This is a genomic window from Anaerotignum faecicola, assembly GCF_003865035.1.
GTDB lineage: Bacteria > Bacillota > Clostridia > Lachnospirales > Anaerotignaceae > Anaerotignum_A > Anaerotignum_A faecicola.
In genome coordinates, this window is sequence record NZ_BHVZ01000014.1 from 317,051 (window position 1) to 336,020 (window position 18,970).

Genomic DNA, 18,970 nt, shown 5'->3' on the forward strand with positions numbered 1-18,970 from the left:
ATGTTTAATTTTATGAGTTTTGGCGAGAATATCGGCATTGACCTGGGTACTGCCACTGTTCTGGTATATATTAAGGGGCAGGGCATCGTGATTCGGGAACCCTCTGTGGTTGCCATCGATAAAGACACCAATACGATTTTAGCTGTGGGTGAGGAAGCGAGACGTATGCTGGGGAGAACTCCCGGCAATATCGTTGCGATTCGTCCTTTGCGTGAAGGCGTTATTTCCAATTATGAGGTAACGGAAAAAATGCTGCAGTATTTTATTGAAAAGGCGATGGGAAAGCGTTCCTTCGTGAAGCCGACCATTGCGGTTTGCGTACCAAGCAGCGTAACAGAGGTGGAAAAAAGAGCCGTTGAGGATGCAACCCGACAGGCAGGCGCAAGAAGGGTGCATATTATTGAAGAACCGATTGCGGCGGCGATTGGTTCAGGGATTGATATTTCCCGTGCGTGCGGCAGTATGGTGGTAGACATCGGCGGCGGCACAACGGATATTGCGGTGATTTCCCTTGGGGGAACGGTAGTCAGCTATTCCCTGAAGATTGCGGGGGATAATTTTGACGATGCCATCATTCGCTACATCAGAAAGAAGCACAATGTGCTGATTGGCGAAAGAACGGCGGAGGATCTGAAAATTAAAATCGGTACGGCATTTGAGCGTACCATTCCGGTAAGCATGGATGTGCGCGGCAGGAACCTGATTACGGGACTGCCGAAGAATTTTACCGTAACCTCGGACGAAATGCTGGAGGCATTGCAGGAATCCGTTGCGGCAATCGCGGAGGCGGTGCATGGCGTTCTGGAGAAAACACCCCCTGAGCTGGCGGCGGATATCTACGAAAGAGGGATTGTTATGACGGGCGGCGGCAGCCTGCTGTATGGTCTGGATAAGCTGATTCAGAGCAGAACGGGCATCCACGCGATGGTTGCGGAGGATGCGGTTAGCTGCGTTGCCATCGGCACGGGCCGTTATATCGAATTTATTTCTGAAGGCGGCGATGAGGAGCAGAAGGAAAAACACGGATTTGACATCGGCGGACTGTTCAGAAAGAAAACGGAATCTTAAGGCGAAATCAGGATTTCGACACGAGCATTAACTTTACGGATACCATCAAACACCTGTTGAAAGGCAGGTGTTTTTCTTTTAGAGAAGGGCTGCTATGACTGAAATAAAGTACAATCGTGACAGATAAATAACAATTTCTTATGGGGCGGAGCATGACAAAAAGCTGGTGTTGTATGGATGAAAATGCAGTTTTTTTGTGAAATCGGTGCGAACTGCTGAAAAGAAAGGTGAAATAATGGAAATTCGTTGGAATATATGACGGAAAAATAAAAGAAACGTTTTTTTGCATAATTTTTTGGGTCAAAATTTGTGTAAAAATTATCCCAAAAATTGAAAAAAATACTACACAAGTTTAAAATATGTGTTATAATATTTTCGGAAAGAGGCAAGAGGATTTGTTATGCTACACAAAAGCAGCAGTTTTCCTCGGAGCTTTCTCTTCATTTTGCCCTAACCGCATGGGGCAGAACCGCATTTTAACCGTGCGGAAAAATACTAATTGTTATTGTATAAACAATAGGAGGTCAAAGAGTTATGAACGCTTATATTGAACGCGTAATCGAACAGGTTAAAAGACGTGACGCACATGAACCTGAATTCATCCAGACAGTAGAAGAAGTTTTCGCTTCTATCGAAAAAGAAGTAGAACTGCACCCCGAATATGAAAAAATGGGTCTGCTGGAAAGACTGGTAGAACCTGAAAGACAGGTATCCTTCAGAGTTACATGGGTAGACGATGCTGGTAAGGTAAACGTAAACAGAGGTTTCAGAGTACAGTTCAGCTCTGCAATCGGGCCTTACAAGGGCGGTCTGCGTTTCGCTCCCAACGTATACTCCGGCGTTGTTAAATTCCTGGGCTTTGAACAGATCTTCAAAAACTCCCTGACAGGTCTGCCTATCGGCGGCGGTAAGGGTGGTTCCGACTTCGACCCTAACGGCAAATCCGATATGGAAATCATGAGATTCTGCCAGGCATTCATGACAGAACTTTACAGACACATCGGTCCCGACGTTGACGTTCCCGCTGGTGACATCGGCGTAGGCGGCAGAGAAATCGGCTTCCTGTATGGCCAGTACAAGAGAATCAAAGGCTGCTGGGAAAATGGCGTACTGACAGGTAAAGGTCTGGAATACGGCGGTTCCCTGTTCAGACCCGAAGCAACAGGCTACGGCGCTACATACTATACAAACGAAGTTCTGACACACTGCGGCGACACATTCGAAGGCAAGACAGTTGCTATGTCCGGTTTCGGTAACGTAGCATGGGGTATTGCTATGAAGGTTGCTCAGCTGGGTGGTAAGGTTGTTACTCTGTCCGGTCCCGACGGCTACTGCTACGATCCCGAAGGTATCACAACAGAAGAAAAATTCAACTACATGCTGGAAATGAGAAGCTCCGGCAGAAACCGTGCTCAGGACTACGCTGACAAGTTCGGTTGCGAATTCTTCCCTAAACAGAAACCTTGGGGCCAGAAAGTAGATATCTGCATGCCCGCAGCTTACCAGAACGAACTGGACGTTCCCGAAATCGAACAGATCATCGCTAACGGCACAAAATACTACATCGAAGTAGCTAACATGCCTACAACAAACGAAGGTCTGGCTCGTGCTATGGCAGAACCCGGCATGATCGTTGCTCCTTCTAAAGCAGTTAACGCTGGTGGTGTAGCAGTTTCCGCTCTGGAAATGGCTCAGAACTCCATGAGATATAGCTGGGATGGCGCAGAAGTTGACGCTAAACTGGTTGGTATCATGAAGAACATCCACAAGATTTCTGTAGAAGCAGCAGAAGGCGCTGGTCTGGGCTACAACCTGGTAGCCGGTGCTAACATCGCAGGCTTCAAGAAAGTTGCAGCTGCAATGATGGCTCAGGGTCTGGTATAATTTAACCTAATTTGAAAAATTTGCGTTCGATTACACAAAGACGATAAGCAAAATACTCGGAAGGGACGGAGGAATCCGTCCCTTTTCCTGTTTTTGGAATAAAAAGAATCCCAGGAATCTCAGCTTGCATCATGTATTGAGGGGGCTGAGGTTCTTTTTATTTTAAAAAAATCGGGAAATGTGTGTAACGAAATCTGCTGCAAACGGATATATAGGTAAATGATGAGAAGGGAGGCGAGTGGATGTTTCAGCCCGAAAAGGATTTTGAAGAATATAGCACGTTTGTATTCAAATATTTGATGAGCCTTTGCGGCAATGCAGACCTTGCAGAGGAATTGACGCAGGAAACCTTTTATCGGGCAATTCGTTCTTCGGGGAAATTTGACGGAAGTTGCAAGGTTTCCACATGGCTTTGCCAAATTGCGAAGCACATCTGGTATCAGGAATTGGACAAACGGAAAAGAAGAAAAACGGAGCCTTTGCAGGAGAGCGGCGCTGAGGACGGCGTGGAGAGTAGTTATTGCAGAAGGGAGCAGACGCTGGAAGTGATGAAGGCGGTACATATTTTGGAGGAGAACGGGAAGGAGGTTTTTCTCTTGCGCATTACGGGAGGATTTTCCTTTAAGGAGATTGGGGAAATTTGCGGCAGAAATGAAAACTGGGCGAGAGTTACCTTTTACCGTGCAAAGCAGAGAATTATAAAGGAGGTCGGCAGAGATGAAATGTGAAATTATCAGAGACTTACTGCCAAGCTATGTGGACGGCTTGACGAGCGAGGAAAGCAATCGGGAGATTACGGCACACGTTGCGGAATGTGCGCCCTGCAAGGAAATTTTGGAGCAAATGCAGGAGGAGGTGCAGGAGAAGGCACCGAAGGAAAAACGGAAAATCAACCCGTTTCGGAAATTTAACCGCAGAATGATGAGTGCGGTCGCGGTTGCGGTTGCAGTTTGCATTGGCGTGGGCGGCTTTGGATACAAGGCGTTTGCGAGGGGGTTTGCCATCAACCCACAGGAGATTACGATGGAGCCGAAGCTGGAGGGAGATATGCTTTATCTGAATTTTTCGGTGGAGAAGGGCGGTTTGACGAATGTTGGCTCTTTTTATGATTCCGAGGTTGCATCAATTTCGCTGCGAAATGTTTGGCAACTGCCCGCAGAGGAGCAGGCATCGAAGGAGTATTGCTGGGGAATGAATTTGAATATGCTGAAAATCGGCAGTGGAGAGAGGATGAATGTGGAGCTGAAGAACGGCGGCTTAGCGGAGGTTGAGGTGTCGAAGGAGAACACTGTGACGATACAAAACGGAAATGAAAAAACAAGCGGCGTGATTATGTTTGAAGAAGGGGACGAGGCCGTTGCGATGATGATTGCGGACGGCAAAATGCCTGCGGCGGAGGAATATAACATCAAAATTGATTTTGGGAATGAAACGAAGATATATACCTTGCAGGAATTGATTGACATGGCAGAGAAATGAGAAAAGAGCGAGCTCCAAAGCCCGAAAGCATGGAGTTCGCTCCTTTTTATGCTTCAAAGATGGCTTTCATACGTTCAAAATCATAGGACAAAAGCCAATTTTTGCAATCCTGATAGAGAAAGCGGATGGTTTCGGTTTGTGCCGCAACGACATCTGCGCCCCTGTCATCATAGGGATGAAAGAGAAGATGCCTTTCGGTATCGAAAAAGAAAACGGCAGAGGAAAGCTCCCGAAAGCCCTTGAAATCGGCAGACAAAATGCCTTTCAGCAAGGGGGCAATGAGGGGAGGCGTTTGCCTCATATCCCAAAGAAGGAAAATGCGCGTCATGGGTTCCTCATCCGAGGTTGCGACCTCCTGCTGATAGACCTCGGCGGGAGAGGGCAGATGCGTCAGCGTGCAGAAGCGGTCGATGATGGCAGTGACATCTGTTTCTAAATCCGGCGTGCGATACAGTACCCAGAGGAGCGTATCAAACGGTGCGATTTTTTCATATAAAAAGGAAACGCGCCAGAAGGCACTCCGCAGATACTTCGGATTGAGGTGGGTTTTATCCAGAAAAATATCCAGAGAGGGATCGCCTGTTTCAAAGCGCAGGGCTATGGGGCTTTCGTAGAAAATCGGGAGCTGCAGGCGTTCGTTTCCGATTCGGTTGAGGGTTTGAGAAACCTTTTCCAATAGCATAAAGAGTCTCCTTTTTTAGCTTTTACAGGGATGATGACGGTTATTGCGCAGGAACATTGCGACTGCGGTGGAGGTGATGATGATGTAGCCAATCCAGCTGAGGACATCGGAAACCTGACCGAAGATGAAATAGCCGAGAATTGCCGAAAAGACAATTTGGCTATAGTCATATACGGAAATTTCTCTGGCGGGGGCGTAGGTATAGGCTGCGGTGATGGTGAACTGACCGCCTGCCGCCGCAAGTCCTGCAAGCAGGAGAATACCGAACTGCTGCAATGTCATGGGGTGATAGCGGAAAATGAGATAGGGCAGGGTGACAACGCAGGAAAATGCGGAGAAAAAGAACACGATGAACGATCCTTTTACCCCCTTCGTGCCCAAGGCGCGTACACAGGTATAGGCAATGCCGGCACCCAAGCCGCCGAGCAGACCAATCAATGCAGGGAAGCATGCCAGATTAGAGGGGGTAGGCTTGATGACGAACAGCGTACCGATAAAAGCGGCAACCACACAAAGCCCCTGAAAGAGATTGATTCTTTCCTTTAAGATAAGGATGCCGAAAAGGATGGCGAAAAACGGGGACATCTTATTCAGCATGGACGCATCCGCGAGAACGAGATGATCGACCGCGTAGAAATTGCACAGGATGCCGACTGTACCGCAGAAGGAGCGGAGGAAAAGATATTTCTTGGAATTTCCATCCAGCCTGATTGTGGGGCGTTCCTTCAGGAGGATAAACAGGGCGAAAAGCATTGCAACGAAATTACGGAAAAAGCTTTTCTGGATAGAGGGCAAATCTCCGGAAAGGTGGACGAATAAATTCATCAGCGCAAAGGAGAAGGAGGAAAGCAGGATACAGCAGACCCCTTTATTTTTTTGTGACATTTCAAGACTTCCTTTCTTTTGTATGAGTGGCTCAGGCTTGCGCGCGGCGTTTGCGTTCCTCTGCCTCTGCTTTGGAGAAGGGACAGCCGCAGTAATCCTGTCGATAAAGATGATATTCTGTGGATAATTCGCAGGAGCGACGATAGCCGTTTTTCTTTTTGAAATCGGAATAAAGATAGGGAACGCCGAAGGCATCGGAAATTTCCTTTCCCAATTCATTTAAGACCTGCGCGTTTTTGTGGGGACTGATGGAGAGGGTGGTGGTAAAGTAAGAAAAGCCGCCTGCCTTTGCTGCCTTTGCGGTTTCCTCCAGACGCAGACGATAGCACTTGAAGCAGCGTTCGCCGCCCTCCGGTTCCGCTTCGTGTCCCTTTGCCAAGGAAAAGAAGCGTTCCGGCTCATATTTTCCGAGGAGGAAGGACACGCCGAGATCCATTTCCCGAATTAGACGCTGCTGCTCCTCTGCGCGAAACTGAAATTCCGCCGCAGGGGAAATGTTGGGATTATAATAGAAGATGGTGATATCAAAATACTGTGCCAGATATTCCATGACATAGGAGGAGCATGGCCCGCAGCAGCTATGCAGCAGCAGAGACGGGCGTTTGTCCTCTGCTTGCAGAGCCTTGAGGGTTTTCTCCAGCACGAGTTGGTAATTCTGTTTCAAGAAATCTCCTTCTTTCTGTAGAAAATCATATCCTTCAGTTTAACAGGAAAAGGGGGAGAAGTAAAGGAAGGTTTGATTGCACTAAAAAAAGTACAAAAATAATTCACAAAAATGCAAAAATTTGAAATGGAAAAACAAAAAATATCTTATGAAATTTTATGCAAAAGCTATGTCTGTTTTGGTGAAATTGGAATTTCGACAGAAAATCAAGTGTCAAACATCACTGAAAAGAGGGAAAACGAGAGGAAAAACTGCCTGTAGAGAGGAGGGAATTTCTTCCCGAAAGGGGGATGCCCCAAGGGAGGGCGAGAAGGGGGAAAGCCCTGATTCCAAGGGGAAAGGCACAAAAAAAGGCTTGACAGGCGGCACTAAGCGTGGTAAAATAATTTCCACATTAGCAGATACGCACATCAACCCATGTTGCTATTGAGTATAGCACAGGGGGAAACAAATTTCAACAGAAAGTTTTGAAATTGGCAGCTTTTACAGGCAAAATGCCTTGTAAAATGCGGAAAAGGATGTGGTTTTTGTTCAGGTTATATAAAAGCGGCGCACTTCGGTGTGAATTTTGCAACGGTAGGAATAGAATTTTTTGAATAAAACAGGCTTTTGTCATGACTTCTGATCAAAGGAAGGGCAGGCAAAGGTCTTGCTTTGTTTGAGAAATTCTAAATTTTTGTGTAAAAGGATGCAGATGAACCGTTTTTATGGGTAAAAAAAGAAATGAAGAGACGAAACGGTCTCTTTGCTCCGCTTTACGGCGGCGATTTTGTCGGTGCAGTTTAGATTACGAGAGGTGACAAGATGGAAAAAAACAGAATTCGTGCGCTCCGTTCGGGCGACACAACCAGAATCAGTTATTCCAAAATCAACGAAGTTCTGGAAATGCCGAACCTGATTGAGGTGCAGAAGAACAGCTATCAGTGGTTTTTGGACGAAGGGCTGAAGGAAGTATTTGAGGATATCTCCCCCATTACAGACTTCAGCGGCAATCTGATACTGGAATTTATTGATTTTTCTTTGGATTCCGAACCCAAATACTCTATTGAAGAATGCAGAGAAAGAGATGCGACCTATGCCGCTTCCCTGCGTGTGAAGGCAAGACTTTACAATAGAGAGCTGGATGAATTGAAAGAACAGGAAATCTTTATGGGTGATTTTCCTCTGATGACAGAAACAGGTACCTTCATCATCAATGGTGCGGAGCGTGTTATTGTCAGCCAGTTGGTTCGTTCTCCCGGCATCTATTACGCATCTGAATTTGATAAGGTCGGCAAGAAGCTGCTTTCCTCCACAGTCATCCCCAACAGAGGTGCATGGCTGGAATATGAAACAGATTCCAACGACGTATTTTATGTAAGAGTTGACAGAACCAGAAAGGTGCCTGTATCTGTTCTGATTCGTGCGATGGGCGTTGGCTCCGATGCGGAAATCATTGAATTGTTTGGCGAAGAACCCAAGATTCTGGCAACACTGGAAAAGGACGTTGCAAAATCCTATGAAGAAGGTCTGATTGAGATTTATAAAAAGCTGCGTCCCGGCGAGCCCCCTACAGTAGAAAGCTCCGCTTCCCTGCTGAACGGCATGCTCTTTGATCCCAAGAGATATGACCTGGCGAAGGTGGGCCGTTATAAATTCAACAAAAAGCTGGCACTGAGAAACCGTATCCGTGATGCAGTTCTGGCAGAAAACGTGGTTGACCCCATGACAGGCGAGGTTATTGCAGAGGAAGGTGCAGTTCTGACATTGGAGCTGTGCGACCGGATTCAGGACAGCGGTGCAGGCTATCTGTATATCATGGCGGAAGAAAAGAAGGTAAAAATCCTGAGCAACCAGACCGTTAAGATTGATGGCTATCTGGAGGAGTTCGGGCTGACAGCAGAGGAATTCGGCATCAAGGAAAGAGTTTACTATCCTATGCTGGCAAAGCTGCTGGAGGAAAACGCAACCGCAGAGGAAATGAAGGCGGCAATCAAGGAAAACATCCACGAGCTGCTGCCCAAGCATATTACATTAGAGGATATTTTTGCATCCATTAACTATGTGATCCATCTGGATTACGGCTACGGCAATGTGGACGATATCGACCATCTGGGCAACAGACGTATCCGTTCCGTTGGCGAGCTGCTGCAGAACCAGTTCCGCATCGGTCTGTCCAGAATGGAACGTGTGGTGCGCGAAAGAATGACAACACAGGATCTGGCTGTGGTAACACCGCAGGCACTGATTAACGTGCGCCCTGTTACAGCGGCAATCAAGGAATTCTTCGGCAGCTCTCAGCTGTCTCAGTTCATGGACCAGAACAACCCTCTGTCCGAGCTGACGCACAAGAGAAGACTTTCCGCACTGGGCCCCGGCGGTCTGTCCAGAGACAGAGCCGGCTTCGAGGTGCGAGACGTTCACCATTCTCATTACGGCAGAATGTGCCCCATTGAGACACCGGAAGGCCCGAACATCGGCTTGATTAACACATTGGCAACCTTCGCACGCATCAATGAATACGGCTTCATTGAGGCACCCTACAGAAAGGTTGACCAGAGCGGCGAGGAGCCCGTTGTTACAGATGAATTCATTTATGTGACAGCGGATGAGGAAGAAATCTACAACGTAGCACAGGCGAATGAGCCTCTGGATGAAGAAGGACATTTTGTGCATAAGAAGGTTTCCGGTAGACGCAAAGAGGAAATCATTGAGGTAGACAGAAAACAGGTACAGCTGATGGACGTTTCGCCCAAGCAGATGGTATCCGTTGCGACTGCATTGATTCCCTTCCTGGAAAACGATGACGCGAACCGTGCGCTGATGGGCTCCAACATGCAGCGTCAGGCAGTACCCCTGCTGGTAACAGATTCCCCTGTTGTCGGCACAGGTATGGAATATAAGACTGCGAAGGACTCCGGTATCTGCATTATTGCAAAGAACCCCGGTGTTGTGGAAAGAGTTTCCGCAGATGAAATCGTGGTTAGAAATGATAACTCTCAGAGAGACGTATATAAGCTGATTAAATATCAGAGATCCAACCAGAGCACCTGTCTGAACCAGAAGCCTATTGTAGACCTGGGACAGAGAGTAGAGGCAGACCAGATTATCGCAGACGGTGCTTCCACCTGCAAGGGCGAGCTGGCATTGGGCAAGAACCCTCTGATCGGCTTCATGACATGGGAAGGCTACAACTACGAGGATGCCGTTCTGCTGAGCGAAAAGCTGGTACAGGAGGACGTTTATACCTCTGTTCATATCAGTGAATTTGAGGCAGACGCAAGAGATACAAAGCTTGGGCCTGAAGAAATCACAAGAGACATTCCCAACGTGGGCGAGGATGCGCTGAAGGATCTGGATGACAGAGGTATTATCCGCATCGGTGCTGAGGTACGCCCCAACGATATTCTGGTTGGTAAGGTAACGCCGAAGGGGGAAACAGAGCTGACAGCAGAGGAAAGACTGCTGCGTGCTATCTTCGGCGAAAAGGCGAGAGAGGTAAGAGATACCTCCCTGCGTGTACCTCACGGCGAAACAGGTATCATTGTAGACGTAAAGGTATTCACAAGAGAAAACGGCGATGATGTAGGCCCCGGCGTAAACCAGCTGGTTCGTGTTTATATTGCACAGAAGCGTAAAATCTCCGTTGGTGACAAGATGGCGGGCCGTCACGGTAACAAGGGTGTTGTTTCCCGTGTACTGCCTGTAGAGGATATGCCCTTCCTGCCGAACGGCCGTCCTCTGGATATCGTGCTGAACCCTCTGGGTATTCCTTCCCGTATGAATATCGGGCAGGTATTGGAAACCCACCTGTCCCTGGCGGCAAAGGCACTGGGCTGGAAAATCAGCACACCTGTATTCGATGGTGCGAACGAAATCGACATCATGGATACACTGGAAATGGCAAATGATTATGTCAACACAAGCTGGGAGGAATTCTCTGAAAAATGGAAGCCTCTGCTGAATGGTGACATTTATGATGAACTGTATGCAAACAGAGACCACAGAGAAGAATGGAAGGGCGTTGCACTTGGCAGAGACGGTAAGGTTCAGCTGAGAGACGGCCGCAGCGGCGAGCCCTTCGACAACCGTGTAACCATCGGCTTCATGCACTATCTGAAGCTGCACCATCTGGTAGACGAAAAGATTCACGCACGTTCCACAGGCCCTTACTCTCTGGTTACCCAGCAGCCTCTGGGTGGTAAGGCACAGTTCGGCGGTCAGCGTTTCGGTGAAATGGAGGTTTGGGCACTGGAGGCATACGGTGCAGCCTATACCCTGCAGGAAATTCTGACGGTAAAATCCGACGATATTGTTGGTCGTGTAAAAACATACGAAGCAATTGTAAAGGGTGAAAATATCCCTGAACCCGGCGTTCCCGAATCCTTTAAGGTTCTGCTGAAGGAGCTGCAGTCTCTGGCACTGGATATTCGCGTGCTGCGTGAGGATCAGACAGAGGTTGAAATTAAGGAATGTATCGAAGATGTGGATGATCTGAATGTAAACATCGACGGCTATGAAGAGGACGAATACCGTCAGCCTCGTAGTATGACAGCAGAGGAGGAGCTGATGAGAGAATTCCTCTTTGACGATGAAACCGGCGTGGAGGCGGACAACAGCGACCTGCTTTCCGATGATTACTCCGGCGATTCCGCTGACGATTTCGATTACGAGGATGAAGAATAAGAAAGGAGAACAAACCCATGAGCACACAGAATACAGATCAGGGAATCGTGTTTGATTCCATCAAGATTGGTTTGGCATCTCCCGAAAAAATCCATGAATGGTCCAGAGGTGAAGTCAAAAAACCTGAAACCATTAACTATAGAACACTGAAACCTGAAAAGGACGGTCTGTTCTGCGAAAGAATTTTCGGGCCCACAAAAGACTGGGAATGTCATTGTGGTAAATATAAAAGAATCCGTTACAAAGGCGTTGTCTGCGACCGCTGCGGCGTTGAGGTAACAAAAGCAAAGGTAAGACGTGAGAGAATGGGCCATATTGAGCTGGCCGCTCCCGTTTCCCATATCTGGTATTTCAAGGGGATTCCCTCCAGAATGGGTCTGATCCTTTCCATGAGCCCCAGAGCATTGGAAAAGGTTCTGTACTTTGCATCCTACATTGTACTGGATGCAGGGGATACAGAATTGCAGTACAAACAGCTTCTGACAGAAAGAGAATACAGAGAGGCTTATGATAAATACGGCAATACCTTTGAGGCGGCAATGGGCGCAGAAGCGATTAAGAAGCTTTTGCAGGACATTGATCTGGAAAAGGAATCCGTAGAGCTGAAGGCACAGCTGCAGGACACCACAGGGCAGAAGCGCGTGCGTATTATCAAGAAGCTGGAGGTAATCGAAAGCTTCCGTCTTTCCGGCAATAAGCCCGAATGGATGATTCTGGATGCGATTCCGGTAATTCCGCCTGAAATTCGTCCTATGGTACAGTTGGACGGTGGCCGTTTCGCAACAAGCGACCTGAATGACCTGTACAGAAGGGTCATCAACAGAAACAACCGTCTGAAAAGACTGCTGGATCTGGGCGCACCCGATATTATTGTAAGAAACGAAAAGAGAATGCTGCAGGAAGCAGTTGACGCACTGATTGATAATGGTCGCCGCGGCCGCCCCGTAACGGGCCCCGGCAACCGTGCGCTGAAATCTCTTTCTGATATGCTGAAGGGCAAACAGGGCCGTTTCCGTCAGAACCTGCTGGGCAAACGTGTTGACTACTCCGGCCGTTCCGTTATCGTTGTAGGTCCCGAATTGAAAATCTATCAGTGCGGTCTGCCGAAGGAAATGGCAATCGAGCTGTTTAAGCCCTTTGTGATGAAGAAGCTGGTAGAGGATGGCTTGGCTCACAACATCAAATCCGCTAAGAGAATGGTAGAAAGATTGCAGACAGAGGTTTGGGATATTCTGGAGGAGGTTATCAGAGAGCATCCCGTTATGCTGAACCGTGCGCCGACACTGCACAGACTGGGGATTCAGGCATTTGAACCCGTTCTGGTAGAAGGCCGTGCGATTAAGCTGCATCCTCTGGTATGTACCGCATTTAACGCCGACTTCGACGGTGACCAGATGGCGGTTCACGTTCCTCTGAGCGTAGAAGCACAGGCAGAATGCAGATTCCTGCTGCTTTCTCCCAATAACCTGCTGAAGCCCTCCGATGGTGCGCCTGTAACCGTACCCTCTCAGGATATGATTCTGGGTATGTATTACCTGACTCTGGAAAGAGACGATCTGAACCAGAGATACACAGAGGATATTCTGGATGCGGAAGGCAATGTAATCAAAAAAGCAGGCGATTTGATGATTCGTCCCTTCAAGGATGAAAAGGAAGCAATACTGGCATACGATAACCACGAGGTAAGCCTGCAGGAAATCATCCGAGTAAGAAGAACGCTGGAATTTGACGGCGTACCCGAAACAAGAATGGTACAGACAACCGTTGGCCGTATTATCTTTAATGAGGCAATTCCTCAGAATCTGGGCTACGTTGACAGAACAAACGAGGAAACAAAATTCGATTACGAAATCAGCTTCTTGGTAGATAAGAAGGCAATCGGTAAGGTTATCAATAAGTGCATCAACCGCTGCGGTGCAACAGAAACAGCATCCGTACTGGATAAAATCAAATCTCTGGGTTACAAATTCTCCACAAGAGCGGCAATGACCGTATCCGTTTCTGATATGGAAATTCCTAAGGAAAAGGCAGAATATCTGGAGGAAGCAGAATCCAAGGTTGATATGATTACAAAGAAATTCAGACGTGGTCTGATGACGGACGAAGAACGTCACCAGAAGGTTATCGAGGCATGGAACATTGCCGATGATAAGATTACGGCAGCACTGCTGGCAGGTCTGGGGAAATATAACAACATTTATATGATGGCGAACTCCGGTGCCCGTGGTTCCAACAGACAGATCAAACAGCTTGCAGGTATGCGTGGTCTGATGGCATCCCCTAACGGCGGTATCATCGAGCTGCCCATCAAGGCAAACTTCCGTGAAGGTCTGTCCGTACTGGAATACTTCATTTCCGCGCACGGTGCGCGTAAAGGTCTGACCGATACTGCGCTGAAAACAGCCGACTCCGGTTATCTGACACGTAGACTGGTAGACGTATCTCAGGATATTATTGTAAGAGAATGGGATTGCTGCGACGGCAGAAATATTGAAACACCCTGCATGGAAATTTCCGCATTCATGGACGGCAACGAGGTCATTGAAGGCTTGCAGGATCGTATCCGCGGCAGATGGTCTGCTTACGATATCATCCATCCCGAAACAGGCGAAATCATTGTTCCTGCGGATACTATGATTACCGTAGATCAGGCGGAGGCAGTGGAAAAAGCCGGCATTAAGAAGGTTTGGATCAGAACCGTTCTGACCTGCCGTTCCGAGGTTGGTATCTGTGCGAAGTGCTACGGCGCAAACATGGCATCCGGCAGATATGTACGCATTGGCGAATCTGTAGGTATTATTGCGGCGCAGTCCATCGGTGAACCCGGCACACAGCTGACCATGCGTACGTTCCATACAGGCGGTATCGCAGGTAACGATATCACACAGGGTCTTCCCCGTGTCGAGGAATTGTTTGAAGCAAGAAAGCCTAAGGGTCTGGCTATCATTGCGGAATTCGGCGGACGCGTGACACTGAACGATACAAAGAAAAAGCGTGAGGTTATCATCACAAACCCCGAAACAGGAGAAACAAAGGATTATCTGATTCCTTACGGCTCCAGAATCAAGGTTTATGACGGTGATTTAATCGAAGCCGGTGACGAAATCACCGAAGGTAGCGTAAACCCTCACGATATTCTGAAAATCAAGGGTCTGAGAGGCGTACAGGACTACATGATTCAGGAGGTACAGAGAGTTTACCGCCTGCAGGGTGTAGAAATCAGCGATAAGCATATCGAGGTTATTGTACGTCAGATGCTGAAGCGAGTAAAAATCGAGGAAAACGGGGATACAGAATTCCTGCCCGGCTCTCTGGTTGACTGGCTGACCTTTGAAAATACAAACGCTGCACTGGAAGCAGAGGGCAAAGAGCCTGCAAAGGGTACGAGAGTTCTGCTTGGTATCACAAAGGCTTCCCTGGCAACAGATTCCTTCCTGTCTGCCGCATCCTTCCAGGAAACAACCCGTGTGCTGACAGAAGCAGCAATCAAGGGTAAGATTGATCCGCTGATCGGTCTGAAGGAAAACGTTATCATCGGTAAGCTGATTCCTGCCGGTACGGGTATGACAAGATACAGAAATATCGAAATCGTTCCCGAAGGCGCTGAGGAAGAAACAGAAGCACCTGCGGAGGAAACCGTATATATTGATGAAGACGAAATGATTTAAGAAAAAGAGGGGTACTGCGAAGCAGTACCCTTTTTGTATGGAAAGAAATGAAATAGGAAATAACGCTTTGGGTACAGGGGGAAATATGATAAAATAAGGATAAGAAAACAGTTCTTTTATGAAAAGCGATAAGGAGGAGGAGCGTATGGATTGGTACTTGGATTTATGGATGGAACAACCGAGGAAAGCAGCCATCCTGATGGAGATTCTTCTCTTGCTTATTGTGGCAGGGATTCTGACCTGCTTTATTCTGATACGCTGGCGCAGGGCTTGCAGGAAGGGGAAGGACAGGGAACAGGCGCTGGATGAGGTGCTGACGGAGCTTGTGGATGAACCGGTGCAGAGCCTGACGGAGCTGCGGGACAACATCAGAAAGGATTTTCGAAAATAAGGCACGCTCTCTGTGAAAAGCAGAGGGCTTTCTCTTTGCCGAAATGCGTTTACAAAGGCAGAGGGTGCGGGAATGGGAAAAAGTGCGGAAAAAAGCTGAATTTCCAAAGAAAATCCTTGACTTTTGTTGTTGGCGATGATAAAATTTTCTAGTGTCCGATTTTAGGGGCTTTTCTAAGCGAGTCCGTAAAACGGAAACAAAATCAGAATTATTGCAATTTAGCAGATGTATTATTTTTATAAGGAGGTGCAGTTAATGCCTACGTTTAACCAGTTAGTAAGAAAAGGCAGAAAAACTGTTGAGAAAAAATCTACAGCACCCGCTCTGCAGAAAGGTTTGAACTCCCTGCAGAAGAAAGCTACAGACGTATCTTCTCCCCAGAAGAGAGGCGTATGTACAGCGGTAAAAACTTCCACACCTAAGAAGCCTAACTCTGCGCTGAGAAAGATTGCCAGAGTTCGTCTGTCCAACGGTATCGAAGTTACAGCATATATCCCCGGTGAAGGCCACAACCTGCAGGAACACTCCGTTGTTCTGATCAGAGGCGGTAGAGTAAAAGACCTTCCCGGTGTACGTTACCACATTGTCAGAGGTACACTGGATACAGCCGGCGTTGCAAACAGAATGCAGGCTCGTTCCAAATACGGCGCAAAGCGTCCTAAAGCTGCTAAGAAGTAATTTTTTTAGAATTTCTTAGAGGAACAATTTCAGACAAAGACAAATCTATTAGTAGAAATGCCTTATATCAATCAATACAATCTGCGATTGCTTAGACGAGATATACGTTGAAAGAGGATAAGGCATGAAAACACGAGGGAAGCATCCCCGTGAAGTACCGAGAATAGCATTTATTCATCAAGGAGGGAAGAATCGTGCCTAGAAAAGGACATGTAGCAAAAAGAGAGGTCTTGGCCGATCCTATTTACAACAGCAAGCTGGTGACAAAGCTCATCAACAGCATCATGCTGGATGGTAAAAAGGGTGTAGCGGAAAAGATCGTTTACGGTGCATTCGATAAAGTAGCAGAAAAAACAGGTAGAGAAGCTCTGGAAGTTTTCGAAGAAGCTCTGGGCAACATTATGCCTGTACTGGAGGTTAAGGCTCGCCGTGTCGGCGGTGCAACCTACCAGGTACCCATGGAAATCAGACCTGAAAGAAGACAGACACTGGGCCTGAGATGGATCACACTGTATTCCAGAAAACGCGGCGAAAAGACAATGGTTGATCGTCTGGCAGGCGAAATTCTGGACGCACTGAACAATGCAGGCGGCGCTTGCAAGAGAAAAGACGAAATGCACAAGATGGCAGAAGCAAACAAAGCTTTCTCCCACTTCAAATGGTAAGAATTACCGTTTTTGTGAGGCTTTGCCTTACAGAAGGCTGCCGCAGGGCAGTTGGTTTTTAGAGAAAAACGAATGGAATTTGGGAAATATGGAAAGGCTATTTCATAGTCTTTCCATAAACCTGATTATGATTACAAAAAGGAGGATCCCACAGTGGCAAACAGAGAATACCCTCTGGAAAGAACCAGAAACATTGGTATTATGGCGCACATTGACGCGGGTAAGACAACTCTGACAGAACGTATTCTGTTCTATACAGGCCGTAACTATAAAATCGGCGATACACACGAAGGTACAGCAACAATGGACTGGATGGAGCAGGAGCAGGAAAGAGGTATCACTATCACATCCGCTGCGACAACATGTCATTGGAACGACAACAGAATCAACATCATCGACACACCCGGACACGTTGACTTCACAGTTGAAGTAGAACGTTCTCTGCGTGTACTGGATGGCGCTGTTTGCGTACTGGACGCAAAGGGCGGTGTTGAACCTCAGACAGAAACAGTTTGGAGACAGGCTGACAACTATAATGTACCCCGTATGATTTTCGTAAACAAAATGGATATCATGGGTGCAGACTTCTTCGGTTCCATGAAATCCATCGTAGACAGACTGGGCTGCCATCCCGTAGCTGTAACTCTGCCTATCGGTGCAGAAAGTGATTTCAAGGGCATCATCGACCTGATGAAGATGAAAGCTTACTTCTATGAAAACGCAACAGGTACAGAAGTAGACGAAGAAGAAATTCCCGCAGAATATGTAGAACAGGCTGAAGAATACAGACAGATCATGATCGAAGCAATCGCTGAAACAGATGATGCGCTGATGGAAAAATTCTTTGCTGAAGAAGAAATCACAGAAGCAGAACTGAAAACAGCACTGCGTAAGGCATGTATCGCCTGCGAACTGATGCCCGTAATGTGTGGTTCCGCATACAGAAACAAAGGCGTTCAGAAGCTGCTGGACGGCGTTGTTGAATATATGCCCGCACCTACAGACATTCCCGCAATCAAGGGTATTGACCCTGCAACAGGCGAAGAAACAGAAAGACACGCATCCGACGAAGAGCCCTTCTCTGCTCTGGTATTCAAAGTAATGAATGACCCCTTCGTTGGTAAGCTGGCGTTCTTCCGTGTGTACTCCGGTACACTGGACTCCGGCACATACGTTTACAACTCCACAAAGGGTGGCAAGAAGGAACGTGTTGGCCGTATCCTGCAGATGCACGCAAACCACAGAGAAGAAATCGACAGAGTTTACTCCGGTGATATTGCGGCAGCAGTAGGCTTCAAGATTTCCACAACAGGTGACACAATCTGTAACGAAGATCACGAAGTTATTCTGGAATCCATGGTATTCCCCGAACCCGTTATCTCCGTTGCAATCGAACCCAAGACAAAAGCAGGCCGTGACAAAATGGGCATCGCTCTGGCAAAGCTGGCAGAAGAAGATCCCACATTCAAGACCTACACAGACCAGGAGACAGGCGACACAATCATCTCCGGTATGGGTGAGCTGCATCTGGAAATCATCGTTGACCGTCTGCTGAGAGAATTCAAGGTAGAAGCAAACGTAGGCGCACCTCAGGTTGCTTACAAGGAAACATTCCGTAAGGCAGTTGACGTAGAAGGTAAATTCGTACGTCAGTCCGGTGGTCGTGGTCAGTATGGTCACTGTAAAGTACGTTTCTATCCTATTCCCACAGATGCGGAAAACAACTACGAATTCGTAAATGCGACAGTCGGCGGTTCTATTCCTAAGGAATACATCCCCGCTATCGATAAAGGTATCCAGCAGGCTATGCAGAGCGGTATCTTGGGCGGCTATCCCGTACTGGGCGTTAAGGCAGAAGTTTACGATGGTTCCTACCATGACGTTGACTCCTCCGAATCCGCTTACCAGATTGCCGGTTCCATGGCTTTCAAGGAAGCTATGAGAAAGGGTGACGCAGTTCTGCTTGAACCCATCATGAAGGTAACTGTAACAGTACCTGAGGATTATATGGGCGACGTTATCGGCGATATCAACTCCAGACGTGGTCGTATCGAAGGTATGGAAGCAAGAAGCAACGCACAGGTAATTCACTCCTTCGTTCCTCTGGCTGAAATGTTCGGTTATTCCACAGACCTGCGTTCCAGAACACAGGGCCGTGGTAACTATGTAATGGAAGTTGACCATTACGAACCCTGCCCCAAATCTGTTCAGGAAAAAGTACTGGAAGGCAGAAAGTAATTT

13 protein-coding genes are annotated in these 18,970 nt (G+C 47.6%); 10 read left to right on the forward strand and 3 right to left on the reverse strand.

What is annotated here, in order from left to right; all coding sequences use genetic code 11:
- From mreB to EJE48_RS11545, 4 genes are all read left to right on the forward strand, one after another.
- Positions 1 to 1,068 (forward strand): rod shape-determining protein MreB, encoded by a 1,068-nt coding sequence (gene mreB, locus EJE48_RS11530; RefSeq protein WP_016406995.1) that lies wholly within the window; start codon positions 1 to 3, stop codon positions 1,066 to 1,068.
- Positions 1,069 to 1,602: 534 nt separating this feature from the next.
- A complete protein-coding gene (gene gdhA, locus EJE48_RS11535) occupies positions 1,603 to 2,952 on the forward strand; it encodes an NADP-specific glutamate dehydrogenase (protein ID WP_118580551.1) in 1,350 nt (449 codons plus the stop codon).
- A gap of 242 nt (positions 2,953 to 3,194) precedes the next feature.
- On the forward strand, positions 3,195 to 3,680 hold the full coding sequence (locus EJE48_RS11540) for an RNA polymerase sigma factor (protein WP_118580548.1): 486 nt from the start codon (positions 3,195 to 3,197) through the stop codon (positions 3,678 to 3,680).
- Entirely contained in the window at positions 3,670 to 4,431 is a 762-nt protein-coding gene (locus EJE48_RS11545) for a zf-HC2 domain-containing protein (protein WP_118580545.1), read from the forward strand. Before EJE48_RS11540 ends, EJE48_RS11545 begins: the two co-directional genes overlap by 11 nt.
- Before the next feature lie 46 nt (positions 4,432 to 4,477).
- Here the strand turns inward: EJE48_RS11545 and EJE48_RS11550 are convergent, their stop codons facing one another.
- From EJE48_RS11550 to EJE48_RS11560, 3 genes are read right to left on the reverse strand one after another with little or no spacing between them, the layout of a single operon-like run.
- Entirely contained in the window at positions 4,478 to 5,113 is a 636-nt protein-coding gene (locus EJE48_RS11550) for a DUF3885 domain-containing protein (protein ID WP_118580541.1), read from the reverse strand.
- 15 nt (positions 5,114 to 5,128) lie between these two features.
- A complete protein-coding gene (locus EJE48_RS11555; protein WP_118580538.1) occupies positions 5,129 to 5,998 on the reverse strand; it encodes a DMT family transporter in 870 nt (289 codons plus the stop codon).
- 31 nt (positions 5,999 to 6,029) lie between these two features.
- Positions 6,030 to 6,662, reverse strand: a complete 633-nt coding sequence (locus EJE48_RS11560) for an epoxyqueuosine reductase QueH (protein WP_118580535.1) — start codon at positions 6,660 to 6,662, stop codon at positions 6,030 to 6,032.
- A gap of 804 nt (positions 6,663 to 7,466) precedes the next feature.
- Between EJE48_RS11560 and rpoB the strand changes: the two genes are divergently transcribed.
- The 6 genes from rpoB (at position 7,467) to fusA (ending at position 18,967) form a co-directional block, all read left to right on the forward strand.
- Positions 7,467 to 11,327 carry a DNA-directed RNA polymerase subunit beta gene (rpoB, locus tag EJE48_RS11570; protein WP_118580529.1) on the forward strand — a complete coding sequence of 1,287 codons (3,861 nt, stop codon included), beginning with the start codon at positions 7,467 to 7,469 and terminating at the stop codon, positions 11,325 to 11,327.
- Between the two features lie 17 nt (positions 11,328 to 11,344).
- Positions 11,345 to 14,995 carry a DNA-directed RNA polymerase subunit beta' gene (gene rpoC / locus EJE48_RS11575; protein WP_118580526.1) on the forward strand — a complete coding sequence of 1,217 codons (3,651 nt, stop codon included), beginning with the start codon at positions 11,345 to 11,347 and terminating at the stop codon, positions 14,993 to 14,995.
- Positions 14,996 to 15,140: 145 nt separating this feature from the next.
- The gene (locus EJE48_RS11580) at positions 15,141 to 15,386 is read left to right on the forward strand and encodes a hypothetical protein (RefSeq protein WP_118580523.1); all 246 of its coding nucleotides are present in this window, start codon (positions 15,141 to 15,143) and stop codon (positions 15,384 to 15,386) included.
- A gap of 255 nt (positions 15,387 to 15,641) precedes the next feature.
- Entirely contained in the window at positions 15,642 to 16,064 is a 423-nt protein-coding gene (rpsL, locus tag EJE48_RS11585; RefSeq protein WP_016407008.1) for a 30S ribosomal protein S12, read from the forward strand.
- 194 nt (positions 16,065 to 16,258) lie between these two features.
- A complete protein-coding gene (gene rpsG, locus EJE48_RS11590; RefSeq protein WP_016407009.1) occupies positions 16,259 to 16,729 on the forward strand; it encodes a 30S ribosomal protein S7 in 471 nt (156 codons plus the stop codon).
- A gap of 153 nt (positions 16,730 to 16,882) precedes the next feature.
- Complete coding sequence (gene fusA / locus EJE48_RS11595) at positions 16,883 to 18,967, forward strand: elongation factor G (protein ID WP_118580520.1); 2,085 nt, start codon at positions 16,883 to 16,885, stop codon at positions 18,965 to 18,967.
- The last annotated feature ends 3 nt before the right edge of the window (positions 18,968 to 18,970 follow it).

Excerpts from the sequence above, each read along its gene's own strand:
- mreB (WP_016406995.1), top strand. The coding sequence starts at position 1 with ATGTTTAATTTTATGAGTTTTGGCGAGAATATCGGCATTGACCTGGGT.
- gdhA (WP_118580551.1), top strand. The coding sequence starts at position 1,603 with ATGAACGCTTATATTGAACGCGTAATCGAACAGGTTAAAAGACGTGAC.
- EJE48_RS11540 (WP_118580548.1), top strand. The coding sequence starts at position 3,195 with ATGTTTCAGCCCGAAAAGGATTTTGAAGAATATAGCACGTTTGTATTC.
- EJE48_RS11545 (WP_118580545.1), top strand. The coding sequence starts at position 3,670 with ATGAAATGTGAAATTATCAGAGACTTACTGCCAAGCTATGTGGACGGC.
- EJE48_RS11550 (WP_118580541.1), bottom strand. The coding sequence starts at position 5,113 with ATGCTATTGGAAAAGGTTTCTCAAACCCTCAACCGAATCGGAAACGAA.
- EJE48_RS11555 (WP_118580538.1), bottom strand. The coding sequence starts at position 5,998 with ATGTCACAAAAAAATAAAGGGGTCTGCTGTATCCTGCTTTCCTCCTTC.
- rpoB (WP_118580529.1), top strand. The coding sequence starts at position 7,467 with ATGGAAAAAAACAGAATTCGTGCGCTCCGTTCGGGCGACACAACCAGA.
- rpoC (WP_118580526.1), top strand. The coding sequence starts at position 11,345 with ATGAGCACACAGAATACAGATCAGGGAATCGTGTTTGATTCCATCAAG.
- EJE48_RS11580 (WP_118580523.1), top strand. The coding sequence starts at position 15,141 with ATGGATTGGTACTTGGATTTATGGATGGAACAACCGAGGAAAGCAGCC.
- rpsL (WP_016407008.1), top strand. The coding sequence starts at position 15,642 with ATGCCTACGTTTAACCAGTTAGTAAGAAAAGGCAGAAAAACTGTTGAG.